The 21,295-nt window shown below is 45.4% G+C and carries 10 protein-coding genes; 2 read left to right on the forward strand and 8 right to left on the reverse strand.

Going from position 1 to position 21,295, the window contains the following annotated elements; translation table 11 throughout:
• Positions 1-33 precede the first annotated feature (33 nt).
• Together FLA_RS22835 and FLA_RS22840 are read right to left on the reverse strand one after the other, a co-directional pair.
• A complete protein-coding gene (locus FLA_RS22835; RefSeq protein ID WP_076374696.1) occupies positions 34-3,363 on the reverse strand; it encodes a WGR domain-containing protein in 3,330 nt (1,109 codons plus the stop codon).
• 102 nt (positions 3,364-3,465) lie between these two features.
• Positions 3,466-4,803 carry a DEAD/DEAH box helicase gene (locus FLA_RS22840; protein WP_076374698.1) on the reverse strand — a complete coding sequence of 446 codons (1,338 nt, stop codon included), beginning with the start codon at positions 4,801-4,803 and terminating at the stop codon, positions 3,466-3,468.
• Between the two features lie 333 nt (positions 4,804-5,136).
• On the opposite strand from FLA_RS22840, the gene FLA_RS22845 reads away from it, so the two are divergent.
• Positions 5,137-6,405 carry an NAD(P)/FAD-dependent oxidoreductase gene (locus FLA_RS22845; RefSeq protein ID WP_076374700.1) on the forward strand — a complete coding sequence of 423 codons (1,269 nt, stop codon included), beginning with the start codon at positions 5,137-5,139 and terminating at the stop codon, positions 6,403-6,405.
• 27 nt (positions 6,406-6,432) lie between these two features.
• On the opposite strand, the gene FLA_RS22850 is transcribed toward FLA_RS22845, so the two are convergent.
• Together FLA_RS22850 and FLA_RS22855 are read right to left on the reverse strand one after the other, a co-directional pair.
• Positions 6,433-7,032, reverse strand: a complete 600-nt coding sequence (locus FLA_RS22850; protein WP_076374702.1) for a D-glycero-alpha-D-manno-heptose-1,7-bisphosphate 7-phosphatase — start codon at positions 7,030-7,032, stop codon at positions 6,433-6,435.
• Between the two features lie 144 nt (positions 7,033-7,176).
• A complete protein-coding gene (locus FLA_RS22855) occupies positions 7,177-7,791 on the reverse strand; it encodes a hypothetical protein (protein ID WP_076374704.1) in 615 nt (204 codons plus the stop codon).
• A gap of 556 nt (positions 7,792-8,347) precedes the next feature.
• Between FLA_RS22855 and FLA_RS22860 the strand changes: the two genes are divergently transcribed.
• Positions 8,348-8,977, forward strand: coding sequence for a response regulator (locus FLA_RS22860; RefSeq protein WP_076374706.1), 630 nt, complete (start codon positions 8,348-8,350; stop codon positions 8,975-8,977).
• Between the two features lie 48 nt (positions 8,978-9,025).
• Here FLA_RS22860 and FLA_RS22865 read toward each other — a convergent pair whose 3' ends face one another.
• The 4 genes from FLA_RS22865 to FLA_RS22880 are packed head-to-tail and all read right to left on the reverse strand — an operon-like array spanning position 9,026 to position 21,082.
• Entirely contained in the window at positions 9,026-11,056 is a 2,031-nt protein-coding gene (locus FLA_RS22865; protein ID WP_084205965.1) for an OmpA family protein, read from the reverse strand.
• 13 nt (positions 11,057-11,069) lie between these two features.
• Positions 11,070-12,107 carry a PorP/SprF family type IX secretion system membrane protein gene (locus FLA_RS22870; protein ID WP_159445040.1) on the reverse strand — a complete coding sequence of 346 codons (1,038 nt, stop codon included), beginning with the start codon at positions 12,105-12,107 and terminating at the stop codon, positions 11,070-11,072.
• A 2-nt stretch (positions 12,108-12,109) separates the two neighbouring features.
• A complete protein-coding gene (locus FLA_RS22875; RefSeq protein WP_076374710.1) occupies positions 12,110-16,627 on the reverse strand; it encodes a T9SS type B sorting domain-containing protein in 4,518 nt (1,505 codons plus the stop codon).
• Between the two features lie 21 nt (positions 16,628-16,648).
• The gene (locus tag FLA_RS22880) at positions 16,649-21,082 is read right to left on the reverse strand and encodes a PKD domain-containing protein (RefSeq protein WP_076374712.1); all 4,434 of its coding nucleotides are present in this window, start codon (positions 21,080-21,082) and stop codon (positions 16,649-16,651) included.
• Positions 21,083-21,295: the final 213 nt, after the last annotated feature.

The following is a 21,295-nucleotide window of genomic DNA, read 5'->3' on the forward strand; positions in this document are numbered from 1 at the left end:
TTACTGCTGTGTTTTAATAAATAATGCTAACTGCTATATGGCCTGGCGCATTGCTGTTTCTTTCACCAGCAAAGGCGAGCTGATAGCATATAATGAGGTTAGCTGTAATAATATTTCTATACATTTTGCTTTATCGCCAATAGCGGCTGTTGCCGAGATATCGGATAACAGCGTTGCCACCAGCTTTGCCGCTTCTTCGTTTTTACGGCCTTCTGCCTGCAAAAACCGGTAGATTCTGTTTTTGGCCACCCTGCTTTTGTTTACGCGGGTAAGCACCGAACGGAAGTAAAAGCTCAATGCCTGTATCTTATTCAAATCGTCTGCGGCAAAACGCTCAAGGTAATTGGTAGCAAACAATTGCATTTTTTCGCTGGGGTGCTGGCTTAGTTTCAGCAAATATGTTTCGCCATCTTCCAAAGTAAAGAAGCGGGTGATCAGCTCGCGGCCATAGGCTTCTATCGCGGGCTTTACCGAATCGGCCAGTGCTATCAACGCTTCTGCACTCCAGTCCTCGGCCCTGAACTGCTCTTTAAAATATTGCATGGCAAACGCGCGGGTATCATCCCACTTGCTTTCCAGCAGCTTAATGCTGCTTTCTTTTTCGTAACGCATACGTGGTACATGCTGCTGATATAAACGCCAGCACCATTCGCGCACTGCCAGGTTTTCGTGGCTGCCTAATGCTACTATCTGTAAAATGGTTAACTGTTCGGGATCGGTATATTTTTCCAATATCACTGCCCCCAGCGTTTGCGCAGGTGCATAGTTGGAATACAGCAGGTTGAGCGCGGTGGTTTTATCTACCTGTTGTAAAAAGCCGCTTAACTGGTTGCACAATACATGGCTTAAAGCCATGTGCATGCCTTCGCTGGTTTCTTTACGCAACAGGTAAGGCAATAACATGCCCGCTGCCTTATTGCCAAAAGCGGCATCCGCTGCTGCCAGCCGGCCTGCTATAGCGTGTGCTTTTGTTCTTACTTCGGGCAGGGTGCTTAAACAAGCCAGCAATAGCAGCTCCTGCTTTTGCAGCAGCCCCTCATTACTCATGCCATCCAGTAAACGCAGCGCTTCTTCGCGCACGGCTATATGTGTATGTGTAAGTAGTTCGTGTATAAAAGTATCGGGTAAGGTATCGGGCTGTGCAGCCAGCTGTGGAGTTTGCAATAAGCGCAAACCAAACAATACCGTGACAGCTGCTTTATGCTGCAACAGATCGGCCACTACTGCTACGGCTACTCCACCCAGTTCTTGACTCAATAAAGCAAAACAATTATCCAGCGTTTGTTGACTTATCGCTTTCGCTTCTGTGCCCTCTTCGGGAAGGCTTGCCATATACGCCACCAGCTTTCCGGCCACCACCTGCTTCACTTTTTCGTCTATAATGGCGGTTTGTAAAAACGTTTTACCCCAATTGCTTACTTTTTCATCAGGGGCCAGCAACAGGTCCAGTATACTCTCCGCATCAGACAATAGCACGCTTTTGTAGGCATTGGCCCATTCCATACCCTTATCACGCGCTGCTTCGTTTACACTGTTTAATAACGCAGCGATAATAGCAGCATCCGGAATTGTATTGCTGTATTTTTCTATTACTACCGATAAACCAAATGCTGCGGGCTGTGCAAAACGGGAAAATACCAATTGCCTGCATGCCTGCACATCTAACCGTGCTTTAATAGCATCGCGCTGTGGATGTACGTCCAGGTTTTCAATAGCAAACTGGTGCACTTCATCCATCTGCGCCTGCATCAGCAATTGAATATAGGCTTGTGGCATGGCATTCCATAAATGCAGGAATGGCGTGCCGTTGGGGTTGGGTACCACTGCCTGCTCTATCACCGCTTCTGGTGGAACAGTTGCATCGGAAGCAGGCTTTTTATTGCCAAACAGGTTTACCAGTTTTTTAAGTATGCCACCTGAACCAGCACCAGGCTGATTGCCGGAAGTATTTTTAGGTGTGAGTGGTGCAGGCACTTTATCACTCATCTTCCACTTATGGCTGGTGGTTAGCTCTATGGCAGGATGATCGCCGCTTAATATCTGGTGCAGGTAAATAGCCTGTGCATTACTCGGGTGGCGTGTTTCCACCCTTTCGTACCGGCCGTTACGCCATGTATAATCGTAAGTGCTGTGATACAGTTGAAAGTCAGATGCACGGTTATAAGAGATGAGAATAGCGGTAGCCAGCTTTACATAATCTGCATTGCCGGTATTACCCAGCATATCCAAACGGCGCAAAGTGCGGCGATGTAAATACCAGCGGGTTCTGCTGGAATAAGCTATGCGGCTATCGGCCTTTTTAAATTCTTTTCCAGGTACTATCCATTCCCCTGCATCAGCCACATACACATCGTGCTTAGCAGCTTGTTTGGCAGTAAGGTAGTGTGCAAACATTTCTTTTTCCCGCTCTACACGGCACGATAACATACCCAGCAATTCAAAATCGTTGAGCAATTCGGCCAGCTTATACACCGAGCGCACCTGCTTAAACCAGGATGGTTTTAACGCGATGGATTGCAATAGGTTTTTCACCAGGGGCTTTAACCACTGCTGTTCGGTAGATACCAGGTACAACAGGGTTGCCCATTTATAATCGGTTTGTTTTTGTGCAATGCGCTCGTGCAACAAAGCTTGCAGCTGTTTTGCCTGCTCTGGGCTTACCAGTGGCTTAAACGCTTCGGGTAATGCCTGTATATACGATTGCAGGTGTTGCTGCTTATCGGCCCCTTCAAGCAATAGCAGTAAACCGGCGCCTGCCATTTTCGATGGCAGTGTGCTGCCATGCTGGTAAATAGTTTGCAAAGCCGGAATAGCCGCCGGTTGCTTACTGCGCGCCAATGCCCAAGCACAGCAATACTGCTGCATGGGATTGCCGGAGTTGTATAGTTGAATGAGATAAGGAATGCCTTCGGAAATGCGGTATTCGCCTGCTTTCCAGATAACACGCGATGCAGCCCAGTTGCGGGCCTGCCCCGAAGGTGCTCCGGTAACAATGCTGTGCAGGCGGCGCAGGATGGCTTTTTCCCTGCTGGCTGGTAAGTGGCTAAAGCTGGCAGCGGCATCTATGGGCGTTTCTTCCAGCTTCACCGCAGCCATAGTGGCTTTAGGTGTTACCGGACCGCCCTCTGTTGCCGAGTAGCCTTTGTTCATCTTCTCTGTTACCAGGGCATCATATATCTTTTCTGCCTCGGCCAGTGCAACGGGTATAGCGGTTTTGGTGCCTTCCTTTAGTTGCGCCCCTCTTTTACCATACCGGAAGTTAACTACGTATCTTTCTCCTCCGGTATCGCAAAGGGTTATTTCGTATACTTTATCAGAATTTCCTTCTTTAAAATACAGTGTGGTTTGCTTAACAAGACGCATTCGTTTCCCAGGTTGTGACCGGGAAGATATAACAAATTATCCCTATAACAGTGACGCAATAGGGAAATTGTATTACCACAATTGTGGGAAATAAATTTTGATTTATTCCACCGCCTTACTGGCTGCACCTTGCTGCCTTCCTGCATGTTGATGTCCACTACCACTACCGGATGAAGCTCTTCTGTTGCCGCCACCACTGTATGGACGCTTCCTGTTATTATTGCTATTACCAGAACGTGCCCCCTGTTGCTGGCGTGGGCCCCTGTTGCCGCCGGCGCCACGTGGTCCGGGAGGATGTGCGCTTTCTTTCAGGTGAAAAGGATGATCGGCTACCAGTGGAATATTCTGGTTAGTAACCTTATTAATTAAACGAAGGTTCTCTTTCTCTTCCCTGCTGCAGAACGAAATAGCAATACCGCTTTTATCGGCACGCCCGGTACGGCCAATACGGTGCACATACGTTTCAGGCATTTCGGGCATGTCGTAGTTGATAACATATGCCAGGCTGTCTACATCAATACCGCGTGACGCAATATCGGTAGCTACCAGCACACGTAAACGACCTGTTTTGAAATTATGTAAAGCGGAGATACGTGACTGCTGCGATTTATCGCCATGTAACGCATCGGCCCTGATGCCTGCCTTGGTAAGCTGTTTGGCAATTTTATCAGCTCCGTGTTTGGTGCGGGTAAACACCAGTGTGCGGGTGATATTGCCCAGGTTTAATAAGTATTCCAGCAATGCGGGCTTATCATTTTTGCTTACCATAAACACCGCCTGTTTTACCTTTTCGGCAGTAGTGGAAACCGGTGTAATTTCTACTCTTTCCGGATCGGTTAATAACGAGTCGGCCAGTTTGGCAATAGTTGGTGGCATGGTAGCTGAGAAAAACAGGGTTTGCCTTTCTTCCGGCAGCTCGCGAATGATTTTTTTAATGTCATTGATAAAACCCATGTCCAGCATACGGTCAGCCTCATCCAGCACAAAGTACTGCAGGTGGGCAATGTGCACGTATCCCTGGTTCATCAGATCCAGCAACCTTCCGGGTGTAGCAATTAATATGTCCGTACCATTACGTAAAGCCAGAGTTTGTGTATGCTGAGATACGCCACCAAAAATTACATCGTGCTTGATGCCGGTGTACCTGGTATACGCAGAAATGCTTTCATCAATCTGTGCAGCCAGCTCACGCGTAGGCGTAAGTATCAGCGCACGAATATGCTTATAGCCTCCCGAGGGTTCGTCTTTCAGCAAATGCTCGATAATAGGTAAGGAAAATGCAGCTGTTTTACCGGTGCCGGTTTGTGCACAACCTAATAAGTCTTTCTTTCTTAATACAATGGGAATGGCTTCTTCTTGTATAGGTGTAGGCTTGGTATAGCCTTCTTCTGTCAGAGCCTTAATAATGGACTCAGACAAATTCAATTCTTGAAATGTCAAAATACTATGTTTTAATACATTAATACTGACCGCTCTAAGAATGTATAACTTTGAAGAAGTCAGTGATTTACGCCCTGATCATGATGACCGGATGAGCTTCTTGCAACGGGAGAAAGAATATCTAGTCGTCTCAATAGAGATTTATGGTGGACAAAGGTACGGCATTAGTTCATAAGTATTTCCTAAACCCCTTAACCGCCATATTTCATTAAATATAGTAGGAAAAGCCGATTAAACACAAATTTTCTTGAGTTTTTGAGCGAAATTACACACAGATTAACCCTTAGATGACTCAAGAACGGAATCAGGATGAACAGAAAAAGCAAATGAAGCATGAAACAGATTGTTATTATTGGTGGTGGTTTTGCAGGCATTAACGTTGCCAAAGAACTGGCCCGAAACAAAGACTTTACGATTACACTGGTTGACAGAAACAACTACAATTTTTTTCCTCCCTTACTGTACCAGGTAGCTACCAGCTTCCTGGAGCCTTCCAATATCAGTTATCCTTTTCGCAAATTGATACGCCGGTTTAAAAACGTAACGTATCGCATGGGCGAATTTCACGAAGTAATACCTGCAGAAAAAAAAGTAATACTGTCTACCGGTACTATTACTTACGATTACCTGGTGTTTGCCACAGGGGCAGAAACCAATTATTTTGGAATGGAGAATGTGAAGCAAAACGCATTACCCATGAAAACGGTAAACGATGCCCTGTTGTTGCGCAACCATTTTTTACAGGTACTGGAACAGGCTACTGTTACCGCAGATGTAGCCGAACGCACCAAATTGTTAACCTTTGTGGTAGCTGGCGGCGGCCCTACGGGTGTAGAGGTATCAGGCATGCTGGCCGAGATGAGGAGAACTATACTACCGAAAGATTATCCCGAAATAAGTGGCCACGGCTTTGAAGGACATATTTACCTGGTTGATGGCGGTGGCAAACTGCTGAAACCCATGAGCGAAAAATCGCAACAGGACACCCTGGATGAATTAACGCGTATGGGTGTGGAAGTGTTATTGAACCACCGGGTAAAAGATTTTACCAATGATGTGGTTACGTTCACCAACGATAAAGCCATCCCCACCAAAACCCTGGTGTGGGCGGCAGGCGTGTCGGCTTCTGTGTTACCGGGCATTCCGGCAACCAGCTATGGAGCCAGCCGCCGTTTAATAACCAATGCTTTTCACCAGGTGAAAGACCTGGAAAATATTTACGCGATTGGCGATACTGCTATTTTAAGTGGTGATGATAAATTTCCGGATGGACATCCACAGGTAGCACAGGTGGCTATACAACAGGGTAAAAACCTGGCTAAGAATTTTGAAGCATGGGGCGTAGGTAAACCGCCACATGCTTTTTCTTATTTCGACAAAGGAACGCTTGCCATTATCGGCCGCAATAAAGCGGTGGCTGATTTTCCATTATCCCGTTTACATATGAAAGGGTTCTTTGCCTGGTTAATATGGATTTTCATACACCTGGCTTCCCTCATCAATTACCGTAACCGTATGAGAACTTTTTACAACTGGGCAGGGGCCTATTTAACCCGCGACCAGTCGTTAAGAATGATTATACGTCCTGGGAAAAAAGAGTAAAGAATACTATTACTATAGCTATTTCATTTACAGCGGGTCCAGCGAGAATTCATAATTCACAATGCTGGGTTCGCTTATTTCACATACGGCACAAGCCGCTTTGTATAAATCGTTGACTATATAATCGGGCTGGCGAAAGCGATCTACACGCCAATCGGTTTCATTCTCATTGTTATACAATATGGTAGTACATCCTGCACGATGGCCGGCTTCCATATCATCCAGCAAATCGCCAATTACCCAGGAGTGAGACAGATCAATTCCAAAAGAACTGGCTGCTTTTAACAACATACCGGCAGAAGGCTTGCGGTCATCTGAGTTTTTAGCAAACTCCGCTATAATACCATCCGGGTGGAAGGGACTATAATAGAAGGCATCGATATACACCTCATTTTCTGCCAGCATACTAGCTATGCGGGCATTGACTGCATCCACTTGCTTGGCGGTAAAATTTCCTTTGGCAATGCCCCCCTGGTTAGCAATGACAATAATAAGAAAATCGTTCTGCTGCATGAGTTTCAAGGCATCTACAGCACAATCATCAAGCTCAACAAGGCTTGGGTCGATATTAAAGGGACGGTTTTTAATCAAGGTGCCATCCCGGTCAATAAATACAGCTTTTATCATAGAATATAGTATTCGAACGCCTATAGAAAATATCAGAAACAGGAGCTACTCCATGTGCATGACTACATTACAGCCCCTGTTTCAATAACGCATTTCATCTATAAAGTGTTCGCTATATTTCTCTATAATTTCAATTAATTAATACTAACCTACAACTATGCTTGCAATGCTGCTAAACTGTCCTACTTCGCAGAAGTTTTCTGCACATATGGCCTGGTATTCGCGAGATTCGGCTGCATGCTCTGTTACCAGTGGCGTACGATCTTTATAAGGCGATTCAACCGACCAATCCAGGAATTTAAATTCAGCTTCTCCTCTTAACCGGCTATATATGGCTATAGCATGTGTATACTTTTTATTAAAATATACAAGCACTCCGCCAGCCGTTGTTTTTAACTTCAAAGAGGGACGTAAAGTGGTGTAATCGACCGTGCGTTTACTACCAATGATCCCCAATTCAGTAGCCACCATCTCGTCACCCAATATGGATTTAATAAATATGGCCATGTTGCCAATCTTTTTCTCCCCTTCCAGAATAGCTCTGTCCTTAAAAGCCATTGCGGCAGACAAATCTTTTTTCTTACGGTCTACCTCACATATGGCATCAGCCATAGCCTGAGCAAAAGTGACCTGTTCGGTAACTTTTTCCGGGGGAAGGCCCAAAGACTCTCCATAATATTGTATCGTTTCAACATAATTGGCAATCCAAATCACCTTATCCGCTTCTTTCCGGGGAAAAAACCCTTTGTGTTTTTTCATTTTTATTGTTTGTTAATAATAGTTTCCTTTTCCAAAAACATTGTTTATCAATGTATTAAGGTTGAAAAATCGAAAAATAAGCTTTCCCGGGACTTTGATGAGCGCTCACCAAAGTGCCGGTAGCGCTTTTCAAATGGCCGTGAGTCCTCACCACACAAGCGGGAGTACTCACGATGTACCCGGTAGCGCTCACGACGCAACGGTGAGCGCTCATCAGTTCGGCGGGAGTACTCACCACCAGGTTGTGAGCACAAAAAAATGCTCCAGCAGCAAACATCTATCCGTAGCATAGACGAAATAAACGGTTGCTTACACAGTTTTAAGGTAACGCGCGCCTGCATATGCTGCTACGTACACTACTTTAATAGAAATGTGCACCTGTAAATGAGAAGGATAATTGGATGGAAAACACCAATATACAGACAAATAAGAAAATGATCAATTATAGGGGAAAAAACGCCGGAAAAGGGCGCGCAAGCGGATAGACTCCCGAATAAATGAGTAATTCAGGAGAAATAGTGTTTATTTGCATAGCTTTTTGTATAAAAACCCTTGGATGACTAACATTTTAATAGCGGAAGACCATGCCATCGTAAGATTAGGCATCAGCATTCTTTTAAAAAATCTGTACCCCGGGACTAACGTCCTGGAAGTCGATGATTTTAATGAAGCCATTAAAATAATTAACCAGAGACCCATCGACCTCATCATTCTCGACATCAATATTCCCAATGGCAATAGTACTCAGATGATTGATACTATGCGGGCGCGGCAGCCGGAAATACGTATATTGATATTTTCTGCCTATGATGAAGAGCTGTATGCCCAGCGCTACATTGAAGCAGGCGCCAATGGCTTTTTATCGAAAGGAGCCCGCGGGCCTGAAATTGATAAGGCTATTAAAACGGTTTTGAACTCTGACATATATGCCAGCGAATTTGTAAAACAATCGCTGCTACAACGTCTGGCCGACAAGAATACCTCTTCCAATCCTTTGCAAAACCTGAGTAACCGTGAAACGGAGGTGATGCAATTGCTGATTGATGCCAAAAGTGTGTCAGAAATCTCCAGTATGCTTAACCTGCAAATAAGCACCGTGAGCACGTACAGGAAAAGAATATTTGAGAAACTGAGCATTAAAAACATTGTTGAGTTAATTCAAAAATACCGTTCACTAACACCTTAAAAAAGATGGCCGCTTTAGGAGTAAAGCAGCCCGTTCTTCAAAGAAAACCTAATTTTTCAAAATTTTCACCTCTGTACGGCGGTTCATCTGGTGCTCTTTAGAAGTACACTTTACACCATTCGCACATCTGTTGGTTAATCTTGTTTCGCCATAGCCGGCTGCAATTAACCTGCTGGCTGCAACGCCTTTGGATATCAGGTATTGAACGGCAGATTTTGCCCTGTTTTGCGACAATACCAGGTTATGCTGGTCGCTGCCACGGCTATCGGTATGGGATGATAATTCAATTTCAATTTTCGGATACTTCATTAATATAGCCACCAGTTTATCCAGCTCTTTTGCTGCATCGGGGCGGATATTATGCTTATCGGTGTCGTAATACAGTTTATCCAACACAAAAGTCTCCCCTATTTCAAAATGCCTGTCGGGAATAGAACCAATAACCGGAGGTTTTACCGGAATGGTTTCCGGTGGCGGCACTACTGCCAGGTAAATGCGGGAATATACTGTGTCAATATCTTTATAACCGGTGGTAGGCACATCAATAGAAGCACTGGTAAAGCCAGGATAGGCCGCACGGATAATATACTGCTGGTTGCGTTTTACCACAAATGTGTTGTTACCATGGCCATCGGTGGTAGCAGTAGTATCGGTAGTGACTGCCGAGCAGGTAAGCTGCACCTGCGCCCCTTTGAGTATAGTGGAATCTTTGCGGTTATATACGGTGTTATCCAGTAACAGGAAATACACAGGAGGTATTTCAAAAGAATAAATATCATCACTGCCCGAACCACCTTCGCGATCAGAAGCCAGGAAACCCTTGCGTTTTTGGATATTGCAATAAAAATCGTCGTAGCTGGAGTTAAATGGCAGCTTCATATTCACCGGCGTTTGCCAGGCACTGTCTGTACCATAAGCATAAAACAGGTCTAAGCCACCCATCCCCGGATGTTCGTTGCTGGAAAAATACAGGGTAGTATCGGCTACGATAGTAGGAAACACTTCCTGCCCGGGCGTGTTAATAACACTGCCACAGTTAATAGGGCTGTACCAGCCGCCATCATTCTTTTTCTCGCAAAACCAGATATCAGTACCACCAAAACCGCCGGGCATGTCCGAAGCAAAATACAACCGGCTGCCATCTTTTGCCAAAGCGGCATGGCCTACAGAATAGCTTTTTACATTGTTATAGGCAAAAGCTACCGGTGCGCCCCACTCGTTATTGCTGTTTTTTACACAATAGTAAATTTCCAGCTTACGCGTGCCCACACTGCGGGTTAATGCTTTTTCGTATTCCAGGTTATTACCATCATTGGTAATGGTAAAGTATACGGTATCCAGGTTTTTAGAAAAAACAGCTGGTCCTACGTGGTACTCAAAATTAGCCCCACCCGGTTTAAAATCAGCTGCTATAAAGTTGGCGCTATCGGCAATACCGGCCGCCACAGCTACCGTATCGGCCTGATATAGCTTTAAGAATGCGTGACCGTTTCTACCATAAGTATTACGGGCACGCTCTTTCTTATTCATAGGTAATGAGTCAATGGTATGATCGGAAGTAAATACCAGCTTATTGCCATAGAAACTAACCCCCCAGTCAGAAACATCGGTATTCAACAACTTCTCATTCACCAAAGGCAATGGTTTGGTAGTATCACTAAGCCATACTTTAGCCGAATCACATCCGGCAATTCTTCTGGCTACCAGTTCGGGTTTATGTGTACGGCTGCTGAAATTGTTATATGAAACTCTTGCTTCATCATAACGTTTCAGAATTTTTTGCATATCTCCCACCCGCATCCATAAGGCGGGGTTTGCTGTATCGCGCTTTAAAAAAGTCTGGTAGGTGGCTACCGCTTTTTCGTACTGCTGCATCATTTCGTAGCAATAGCCCAGTTTGTAATATACCTGTGGCTTTACCTTGCCATCTTTTACAATCTGCTCGTACAAAGGAGCGGCTACTACAAACTCAAAACGTTCAAAACGCCTGTCGGCAATGTTTTCCAGCGAAGGCTGCTCCTGCGCCTGGCTGTGCAGCATGCTTATTAATAAAGAAAGTAATAATAGATTTCTTTTCATTGGTGTGCTTACTTTAAAAATACCTTGGACTTAACGCTCTTTTTGCTTTTTTAGCTAATACACGCATACCAAAAGATATTTCATGTGTTCCGCTCTGATAAGGGTTCATCTTACTTACTGAAAAGTCATAAGCATAACCTATGCGTAAGGTTGGCGTAGCATACACTTCCACAATAGCGGCAAAGGCATCTTTGTTTTCCAGGTTACTTTGTAAATCGGCCTGGTTCCAGATTCTTAAACCGGTACGATAGCTACCCCCTAACCACAAAATGTCGTGCAGGAGAAGGAAGGCATTAATATCCACGTTGCTCGGGCCTTTAAAATCTTCTTTCCATAATATAGATGGTTTCAGCTTTACCACAGGGGATAAAGGCACCACAAAACCAGAAGTCAGATACAGGTGCGCAGAACGCTCCATAGACTTAAAGGTTTGTGAGCTCCAGCTATATTTTATATCTGCTGTGCTGGTAGCCAGTAAATCGTTGGCCGCTACACCAAAATACCATTTAGGCGTATAGTAATATACCCCCACGTTGGCATCAGGCACCAGCTTGCTGGTTTTGGTAACCGGCACCGCTGCATCGTTGTTGTCTACATATTTAAAAGCAGTACCATCAATACTATATTGGGTAATACCTACACCAAAGCCGATACACAGCCTTTTAGAGCCCAGATCGTCTAAAGGAATACGATAGGCATAACCACCACTGGCATACAGGGTGCTTTGCGGCCCCAGCTTATCACTCATTACCTTGGCACTGAACGCCATACGCTCTTCCCTGCCTGGCACCAGCCAATCGACTGATGCGGCGGCGGTTTTAGGAGCGCCGGGCATGCCCACCCATTGCTGGCGGTATATACCACTGATATAGGTATCACCACGATAACCACTATAAGCAGGGTTTATAAACAAAGGGTTGAACACGTACTGGCTAAACTGTACGTCCTGCTGGGCACGGCTGCTGAATACAGCAACCAGCATCAGCAACAGCAACCCTGTTCTTTTGCAGCTTTTCATAATTGTATTCTTCTCCATCATGACACGCTTCATAGTTAGTTTAATTTCTGTATCCATCCTTTATACACCCTCTTACCGGAAGGTTTGTTTACAGTAAGTATATAGTAATAGGTACCATCATTTAAGCCTTTACCTGTCCAGTCATTTTTGTAATCAGATGACTGATACACCATGTTACCCCAACGGTTGTAGATCATAATAGGTGAGCCTGGATAAGAGGTAAGCCCCAGTATCACAAACTTATCGTTCTTGCCATCGCCGTTTGGCGTGATCACGTTTGGTATAAACAGATCTTCCGGACTTGAATTGGTAGACACAGAAGAAGTGTTGTTAGTGAGGTCTGGATCTTCATCAGAACCTGATACCACTGCTGTGTTCTCCACATCCCCACCGCTTATTACTTTGGCAGTGATTACCAGTGTGGCAGTTGCACCACCTTCCATTGAACCGATAGTCCAGGTAATACGCTTGGTAGTATTATCATATACTGCGCTGCCGGTAGAAGTAGATAAACGAACATCGTTACCACCCAGGTTGGCAGCCAGGATATCGATCACTTCCACATCAGAAGCTTTTTTCGTGCTCTTGTTGGTAACCAGTAATTCAAAGCTTACTTCCCTGCCTACTGCTATATCAGCCTTATCGGTGATAATACGTTTTACAATAGCCAGATCTACTTTACGTTTGGTTACTGTGATGGTTACAGTGGCTACGTTTGATTCGTTACCATTGCTGTCTTTCACCGTATAGGTAAAGGAGTCATCCCCTTCATATCCATCATTCGGAGTATAGGTTACTGTACCATCAGCGTTCACCGTTACTGTTCCATGCGCCGGTTGGGTTTTAATTACCACCGTGCTTACATTCAGCGTACCAGACTGTGCGTGATCGTTGTTGAGCACAGGAATGATCACCGGTGTAGGCTCTTCGGTAGTGGTATCATCATCCACCGCAATCGGGTTAGGATTCACCGCAGAAGATGCCGTGCTGGTATTGTTGGTTAAAACAGTATCTGCTTCATTACCGGTTACCACCGCTGTATTCAGGTAGTTACCTGTAGCATTCAGCGTAGTGGCCACGGTTAAGGTTGCCGTTGCGCCGTTAGCCAGATTACCAATAGTCCATAAACCGTTAGTGCTGTTATAGGCACCGGCTGGTGTAGCACTTACAAACTTATAGCCGGAAGGCAGCACATCGGTTACCGTTACACCGGTAGCGTTGCTTGGACCGTTGTTGGTTACAACAATGGTAAAGTTTACTGGCGCATCAATGTTAACAGTTGCTTTATCAGCCGTTTTTTCCACAGCCAGATCGGCCAGCGGTGTTACTGTTGGTGTAGTAATGGTAGAGGTGTTGTTACCCGTGTTGCTGTCCTGCTCATCGCCGGTTACCGTAGCCGTGTTGCCATAATCGGCAGCTAGCTGACCTGCGTTAACCGTAGCAGTAATGTCCAGTGTAACAGTCGCTCCGTTAGCCAGGCTGCCAATGGTCCAGATACCGGTGGTGGCATCATAGCCAGTAGAAGAAGCCGACTTGAATGTGTACCCTTTTTGTAAGGTTTCGGTAACCTTTACATTAGTAGCATCACTTGGGCCATTGTTCACTACAGCCAGATGGAAGATAATATCATTACCTGCGTATAATGGAGAACCGGCACTGTAGGTTTTATTGATAGCCAGGTCAATTACCGGCACCTGCGAAATTTTAGCAGAATCGATATTGTTGTTCAAACTTGTATCTGTTTCGTTACCGCTTACTACAGCTACGTTGTTATAGTTTATGCCCGCTTTATCAGCGTTTACGGTAGCGGTAATTTTCAGTGTAGCGCTGGCCTGGTAAGCCAGGTTGCCAATGGTCCAGGTATGTGTGGTTGCATTATACTGGGCAGCAGGTGCAGCACTTACAAAGGTGTAACCGTTTGGTAACTGCTCATCTACTTTTACCAGGGTAGCAGCGCTTGGGCCGTTGTTGGTAACTGTTAATGTAAACTCTACGTTAGTACCCACATCAGCAGTAGGCTTATCTACCGTTTTCACCATCTGCAAATCTGTTAATGGTGTCACTGTTGGCGCTACAATAGAATCCGTATTATTAGAAAGATCTTTATCAAACTCATCGCTGGTAACCGTTGCCAGGTTGCCATAAGCATATACAGAGCTATCTGCCTTAGCCACCGCCACAATCTCTACAGAAGTAGTAGCGCCGCTGGCCAGGTTGCCAATGCTCCAGGTGCCATCAGCCGGGTTATAGCCAGCTGGAGAACTGCTCTTATAAGTATAGCCGGCACGTATGCTATCGGTGATAATTACATTAGTGGCATCACTTGGGCCGTTATTGGTAACCGTGAGCGTAAATTTAATGTCATCACCCGGATAGAACGGATTAGGTACGCTATAGGTTTTATCAATAGCCAGATCTACCACCGATACAGGTTTCACCTTCACGGAGTCGGTATTGTTATCCAGGTTTTTATCTGTTTCAGAACCTGTTACTGTAGCTATGTTGGTATATACCAGGCCTTCTTTCACAGGTTTCAATGTAGCTGTGATATACAGCTTAGCCGTATCGTACACCGCCAGGTTACCAATAGTCCAAACACCAGTGGCTTTATCATAACCAGCAGCCGGAGATGCGCTTACAAAATTGTACCCATCTGGCAGCACATCCGTCACTGTTACGTTAGTAGCCTTGCTTGGGCCATCATTATAAGCAGCCACAGTAAATACCACAGTGCTCACCTCTACCCTTGCTTCGGTGCTGTCTACCGTTTTCTTCACCACCAGGTCAGTTAACGGCAGCACAGTAGGCCACTGGATAGAGTCAATATTATTATCTGTATCAGGATCGTGTTCATTTGCAGTTACTGCAGCCAGGTTGCCGTATTCCAGCGCATCCTGATCGGCTTTTACAGTAGCCACAATATCCAGGCTTACCGAAGCGCCGCTGGCCAGTGTGCCAATGGTCCAGGTACTGTCAGCTATATTAAAGCCGGACGGAGTAGAGGATTTATACGTATAGCCTTTACGCAGCGTATCTTTCACCACCACACCGGTAGCAGCGCTAGGGCCGTTATTGGTTACGGTAAGTGTAAAGGTTACGTCGTCTCCTGCATATAATGGACTAGGTGCAGTAATGCTCTTCTTCATCACCAGGTCGGCACTTGTTTTAGGTGTAACCACCACCACGCTGGTATCGTTAGAAGGTTTAGGATCGTGCTCAGTAGCTGTTTTCACCGCCCTGTTCACATAATCGCCTGCAGTATAACCCGGATTAACCGTAACATCGAAGCTTACAGAAGCTGTTGCCAGGTTAATGAGCGTAGGCACCGACCAGGTAAGAATGCGGGTGGTGCTGTTATACGCAACATCTGTAGGTAAAGGCGTTACAACAGTAAAGCCGTTTTTCAGCGTATCGGTAATAACTATATTATTAGCCGTGCTAGGTCCGTTGTTGGTAGCGGTAAACTTAAAGGTTACATTGTCTCCTTCGTATGGTGCAGCTGTGCTCACCTCTTTCACCACCTGTACATCAGCCGATTTTACCGGCGTGGTTCCAATACTGCTTTCGTTGTTATTGGTTACTGTATCTGTAGATATGTTGGAGCTGGCAGTATTAAGATAATTACCCGCATCTTTTACAATAGCCCTTACGGTTAAGGTGGCAGGGCTTACACTATTGGCCGCTAAAGTGGCAATAGTCCATACGCCTGTAGAAGCCACGTATGTACCGGTAGAAGCTGTGTGCGAATAGTAAGTATAACCATCTGGTAGCAGATCGTTCACCGTTATGCCTACCGCAGCACCTTTACCTACGTTGGTAGCCGTGATAGTAAATGTAACGGTGTCGCCTACATAAGGGGTAGCCGCATTCACCGATTTTGCAATAGCAATATCAGGTCTGCTGAAAGTTACAGGGGTTGGGGTGTTATTGTTGAACGGATTACCGTCGTTATCAGAATCGGGGTTGGTATTGTTATGAGAAACGTCAAATACCGGAACATTATCAGCAGTTGTTGCGTTAGCAGTTGCGGTATTGTTGAACGCACCATAAATGCCATTCACCTGCACATTCACCACCAGGGTAATAGTGGCCGAAGCGCCTACCGCTAATGTGCTGGTAGCCGGGTTTAATAAACCGGCTGCACCTGCCACACCTGTAAAGGTGGCTACTGTTGCTGCTTTTAAAGTGCCGGTCGCGGCTATGGATTTAACCGTATAAGTAAGTGGTGAAGGAAAGGTTTTGGTTAAGGTATCGTATACCTGTACGTTAGACAAGGCAAACTGACCAAAGTTTTTAACAGTGAACGTATAAGTGATATTATAAGTACCATCTGTTTGCAGGGCCGGAGTGCCTGCTGTTTTGCCCAATCCTATCATAGGAAAGCTAAAGCTTACATTGGAGTTATCATCCACTGCTTTATTGTCAACGCTGGCGTTACCACCTACCGCAGTATAGTTTTTAAAAGGGCCATACTGTGCCTGTAACGAACACGGTACCAATACCATGATCATGAGCACTGCCAGTAACGTATATATTAATTTCAGCTTCTTCATTTTGTAAGGTATTCAGTTAGGTTACAGTTTTACGTTTACCACTAAAGTGATGACGGCAACATTGCCATGAGCGATAGCAGCACCACTTTGCAGTAGGTTTTGATCGGTTTTACCGTTAAAGGCACTGTTGGTAACAGATACAAGGGACCCCGTAGCTGTAACACTCTTCACTGTAAAGGTTTTAGGCGAAGGGAATGCAGCACTTAAATCGTCTGTTACCTGCACATTGGCGATATCGGCATTGGCATTCGGGTTGGTAACTGTAAACGTAAACGTTACATCAAAACTGCCATCTGCCTGCTGTACCGGGGTTCCAGCCGCTTTAGCTACCTGTATACGGCAGTCTTCCACATTCACTACTTTGTAGGAAGTGCTGGAAGGACATACCCCATTGCTGGTAGTAAATTGAAAATTGTAGCTACCGGATTGTAAACCTGACACCACAGCCTGCGATTGATTTATTTTGGAGATAACCGGTGTAGAAGGTCCGGAAACATAGCTCCAGGCACCTGAACCTGTTGTTACAGTGGTAGCCGCTGTTAAAGTAAGCGGGCTGTATAAGCAGATGCTGGTAGTGCCACCCGCATCGGCAGTAGTAGGTTGATCGGAAACAACCAGCCTAACCGTATCGGAGCTTACGCAACTTCCATTGGTAATGCTCCACACTAACTTATAGTTACCTTCTATTAAACCTGAGACAGAAGTAAAAGAAGTGGTAGGAGAAGAAATGATGGCTCCATTGGCAGAAGAGGGAGGAGCAAAAGCCCACAATCCGGTTTCACTGGCTTTTGGATTAGTACCTATTACGTTAAAGAAAGCACCTCCTGATCCACTCGTATTACAAAGATTGGTATTGGTTCCGGCAACATTGGCATTGGCCGTAGTAGCAGGCAATGATGTTACCTGTATTTGCACCTGGTCACTGGATGCTGCACAAGCACCATTGGTGGTGGTCCATGCAAAAACGTATGTTCCTGGTATGGTATTCAACACCTGGGTTTCGCCCTGGTTAGGTGCATCAATGGTAGGTGTATTGGGGCCGCTTACCAGCGTCCAGGTACCAATGCCAATAGTAGGCGTGTTACCATGCAGATAAATATTGGCGCTACAGCCATTTACCTGGTCTGCGCCTGCATTGGCAACAGTAGGCTCGGCCGAAACTACCACTCTGGCCACATCACTTTTATCTGAACAGTAGCCATTGGCCACATTCCATTTCAGGATATAAGTACCTGCGATCAGGTTGCTGATAGTAGAAGTATTAGAATGTATATCACTAAATACAGGAGAAGCGCCGGTGGGCAGGTAATCTGCATCTACACTCCAGGTTCCTGTTCCTACAGCAGGACTTACCGCTGCCAGCGTAACGCCACTGGTAGTGATGCCGCCGGTTAAGCAAATACTGAAATCGATACCAGCATCCGGTTCGGAAGATGGGGCGCTATTGGTAACTGTAGTTACATCTGAAGTAGTAGCACAATTGGCAGTAGCTGCAATGGTATAAACAAATTTATAGGTACCAGGCACCAGGTTGGAGGCCACTGCAGCGCTTTGTGATACGGTAGTTAAAGTGGCAGCCGGGCTGGAACCATCTTGTGTCCATACGCCGGTGCTGCTTGAATTGCCCGACAGGTTGGTGGAACTGGCGTTACATAAATTGATAGCTGCTGCATCCACTTTCGCCCGTGCGGTTACTATAATAGATATATTAGGTGAAGTAGAGGTACATTCTCCTGCATTGGCAGTAGCCCAACCCAGAATATAGGTACCTGCCTGTAAATTGGAAATAGTGGCTTTAGGATCGCTAAAGCTGGAGAAGGTAGGAGTGCTGGGTCCACTTACCAACGACCATATGCCTGAACCAATGGTAACATCGGCTGCATTTAATTGTGTAGAGGTTTGATAACAGATTTCTTTACCGCTGCCCGCGTCTGCCTTGGTTGGCGACTGCAACACACGGTAACTTACCTCTTTGTAATTGGAAACATCTGTACAGGCGCCATTAGAAATGGTCCAACGGAAAGTATAGGTACCTTCCTGCAAATAAGTTACAGTAGTAGTAGCCGCAGTAGAGTCGGTGATTATCGCTCCTCCCGGACCCGATACCTGCGACCAGCGACCTATACCTACAGTAGGTTGATTACCCTGTAAGGTAAGATCACTAACTCCACAAAGTACGCCACCGCCTGAAACAACCGGCACAGTAGCTGTATTGGCAATAGTTGCAGCAATAGTATCCATAGCTGGCGTACATCCATTGTTGGTAGACAACGTCCATGCCAGCTGATAAGTACCATTAACCACTCCTGACACCGTAGCATTATAGCTATTCACATTACTAAAACTTAGTGTACCAGGCCCTGAGATCACAGACCAGGTACCCAGTTCGTTAGAAGCAGGGGCGTTACCACTTAACGAGAAAGAAGTGGTTCCGGCCGGTAAACAAAGATCGCTACCTGCTAAAGCTGCCTGCGGGCCCACCTTGTCCACTGTAATCACTACATCATCTGTAGTAGTAGAACAGGCATTGGCAATAGTCCAGGTAAAAGTATAAGATTGCCCTAACTGAAGACCAGTAACAGCCGTTTTAGGATTGGTAACTTCTGAGATAGTTACCCCCGCGCTGGGGGTAACCGTCCAGGTACCGGATTCATTTAAAACGGGCCGATTGCCATTAAGAGTATAGGGAGTATTTGCACAAATAGTAGCGTCTGCACCAGCATCCGCCTGGGTAGGTGTTTTTAATGACACCAGAACCGACACATTAGATTCTTTATTACCACATCCAACATTTCCGGTCACAATCCATTTAAAGATATATTCGCCATTGGTTAAGCCGGAAACCAAAGTAGTAGGATCATTTTTATCAGCAATCACAGCAACGCTGGGTCCTCCTACCTGCGACCAGGAACCAGTACCTACAGTGGGTACGTTACCAGCCAGATGCGTTTCGGTAACCGCACAGGCTAATACCTGTTTGGTGCCACCGTTGGAAGCAGTAGGCTCCCTGGAAATATGAATAGTGGTATACCCGGTTGCTTCCGGACAAGCGCCGGTGCCCTGGTAAGTAGTTCTTTTAATGCCCACTTTATAATCGCCCGAAATATTAAAGTTGGATAACTCCAGCGGACTTTCTAATGTGTTATAATAATTACCTAAACCTGCTTCTTTTACAATGTTGGCATTCGCAGGCCCTTCTATCATTGCCCACTGCGTTAGTGTTCCACCGGTGGTGGTATAATTAATACTGATGTCAGTAGTGTTACAATCAGGAGAAATAATGGCCGGAAGCGAAACGCCGGGAGCTTCTGAAAACTTCACCTTAATCACGCCGGAAGTAGTACAGCCGGTTACAGAATTGGATACGATATACTTAAACTGGCTTTCCTGTCCATTTAATCCATTGACTGTGGTAGTGGAAGCATTAGGGGTAACAATGGTACCCGCACCACCAATGGTACTCCAGGTAATAGTTTCGTTGGCATATTTTAAAGAAGGCCCTACCAGTACCGTGGAAGTGCGGTTATCACAATAAGTGACTTCACCACTGCCGGAAGCTGTAATAGATTGCGTAGGTGCCGGTACAATAACATCAATTTCATCGGCGCCATTTACGCAGGGGCCTGACACCGTCCATCTGAAACGGTAAACACCCTGGTATAATTGAGAAACGGAAACATCCCTTTTATGAATATCATTAAAGACAGGGATACTTGGTCCGCTTACCAGGCTCCAGGTTCCTTCTTGTCCGTTAGTGCCATTGCCACCGTAAGAAGCATTCTTTAGATAGGCACCTTGTGTAACAGTATAACAATTAGATAAAGTAAGATCAGGGCCGGCAGTTACCGGAGAAACTCCTGATCCGTTGGTAATAGTCACATCATCAAACGTATTACAACCGTTTGGGTTTCTCACAGTCCAGCGAAATACAGTAACTCCTCCCACCGTATCAGGCAAAATAACCGTAGCATTAGGCAAATTAACAGTAGCTGCATCCAGCTTCATACTGTTATCATCACCGGAAATTCTCCAGGTACCGGTTTCACCTGTTGCCACTGCATTTCCGTTTAACTGAGCAGAAGGCGGACACACAAACATATCAGCACCTGCATCAGCTATGGTAGCCTTGAGGGTGTTAAAAGTTACTTCATCAGAGATAATAGAACCATCCGTACAGGTAGCCGTTAGTTTAAACTTATAGGTTTGCCCGGCAGCATATCCTGTAACCAATGAGGTTAGGCTGTTGGGAGTAACGATGGTAACCGTTGGGCCACCCGTTTGCGTCCATACAGCATTCACTTTTATAAGTCCGCTGGAAGTACCTGCTAATTTAAACTCATCGGAAGGACAAAGATTAGTGGTAACACCAGCATTAATGGTACAGTTTTGGGCCTGGGTGGCACCCACTATACACACTAATAAACATAAAAGGATAATACGTAAATGTGTTCTCATATTCTATTCAGTATGTCTGATCTTTTATGGACAATTTTTAAAAGCGCTTTTAAACGCTTTGAACAAGGCATAACATGCCCAGTTAAGTCACCAAAAAATAAGCACACAAAAGTATTAGTCGTCAATCAGACACTTTGTAGAATACGAAGCTTATAGTTGTAGTACAAAAGGGAGTTATTTTGTAGTACTGGTACTACAAAATAAAAAATGTTG

The sequence above is a fragment of the Filimonas lacunae genome (genome assembly GCF_002355595.1).
In the GTDB taxonomy this organism is placed as follows: Bacteria; Bacteroidota; Bacteroidia; order Chitinophagales; family Chitinophagaceae; genus Filimonas; species Filimonas lacunae.

What these genes read in the sequence shown, in the direction of transcription:
- FLA_RS22835 (WP_076374696.1), bottom strand. Translation starts at nt 3,363, where the DNA reads ATGCGTCTTGTTAAGCAAACCACACTGTATTTTAAAGAAGGAAATTCT.
- FLA_RS22845 (WP_076374700.1), top strand. Translation starts at nt 5,137, where the DNA reads ATGAAACAGATTGTTATTATTGGTGGTGGTTTTGCAGGCATTAACGTT.
- FLA_RS22850 (WP_076374702.1), bottom strand. Translation starts at nt 7,032, where the DNA reads ATGATAAAAGCTGTATTTATTGACCGGGATGGCACCTTGATTAAAAAC.
- FLA_RS22855 (WP_076374704.1), bottom strand. Translation starts at nt 7,791, where the DNA reads ATGAAAAAACACAAAGGGTTTTTTCCCCGGAAAGAAGCGGATAAGGTG.
- FLA_RS22860 (WP_076374706.1), top strand. Translation starts at nt 8,348, where the DNA reads ATGACTAACATTTTAATAGCGGAAGACCATGCCATCGTAAGATTAGGC.
- FLA_RS22865 (WP_084205965.1), bottom strand. Translation starts at nt 11,056, where the DNA reads ATGAAAAGAAATCTATTATTACTTTCTTTATTAATAAGCATGCTGCAC.
- FLA_RS22870 (WP_159445040.1), bottom strand. Translation starts at nt 12,107, where the DNA reads ATGAAGCGTGTCATGATGGAGAAGAATACAATTATGAAAAGCTGCAAA.
- FLA_RS22875 (WP_076374710.1), bottom strand. Translation starts at nt 16,627, where the DNA reads ATGAAGAAGCTGAAATTAATATATACGTTACTGGCAGTGCTCATGATC.
- FLA_RS22880 (WP_076374712.1), bottom strand. Translation starts at nt 21,082, where the DNA reads ATGAGAACACATTTACGTATTATCCTTTTATGTTTATTAGTGTGTATA.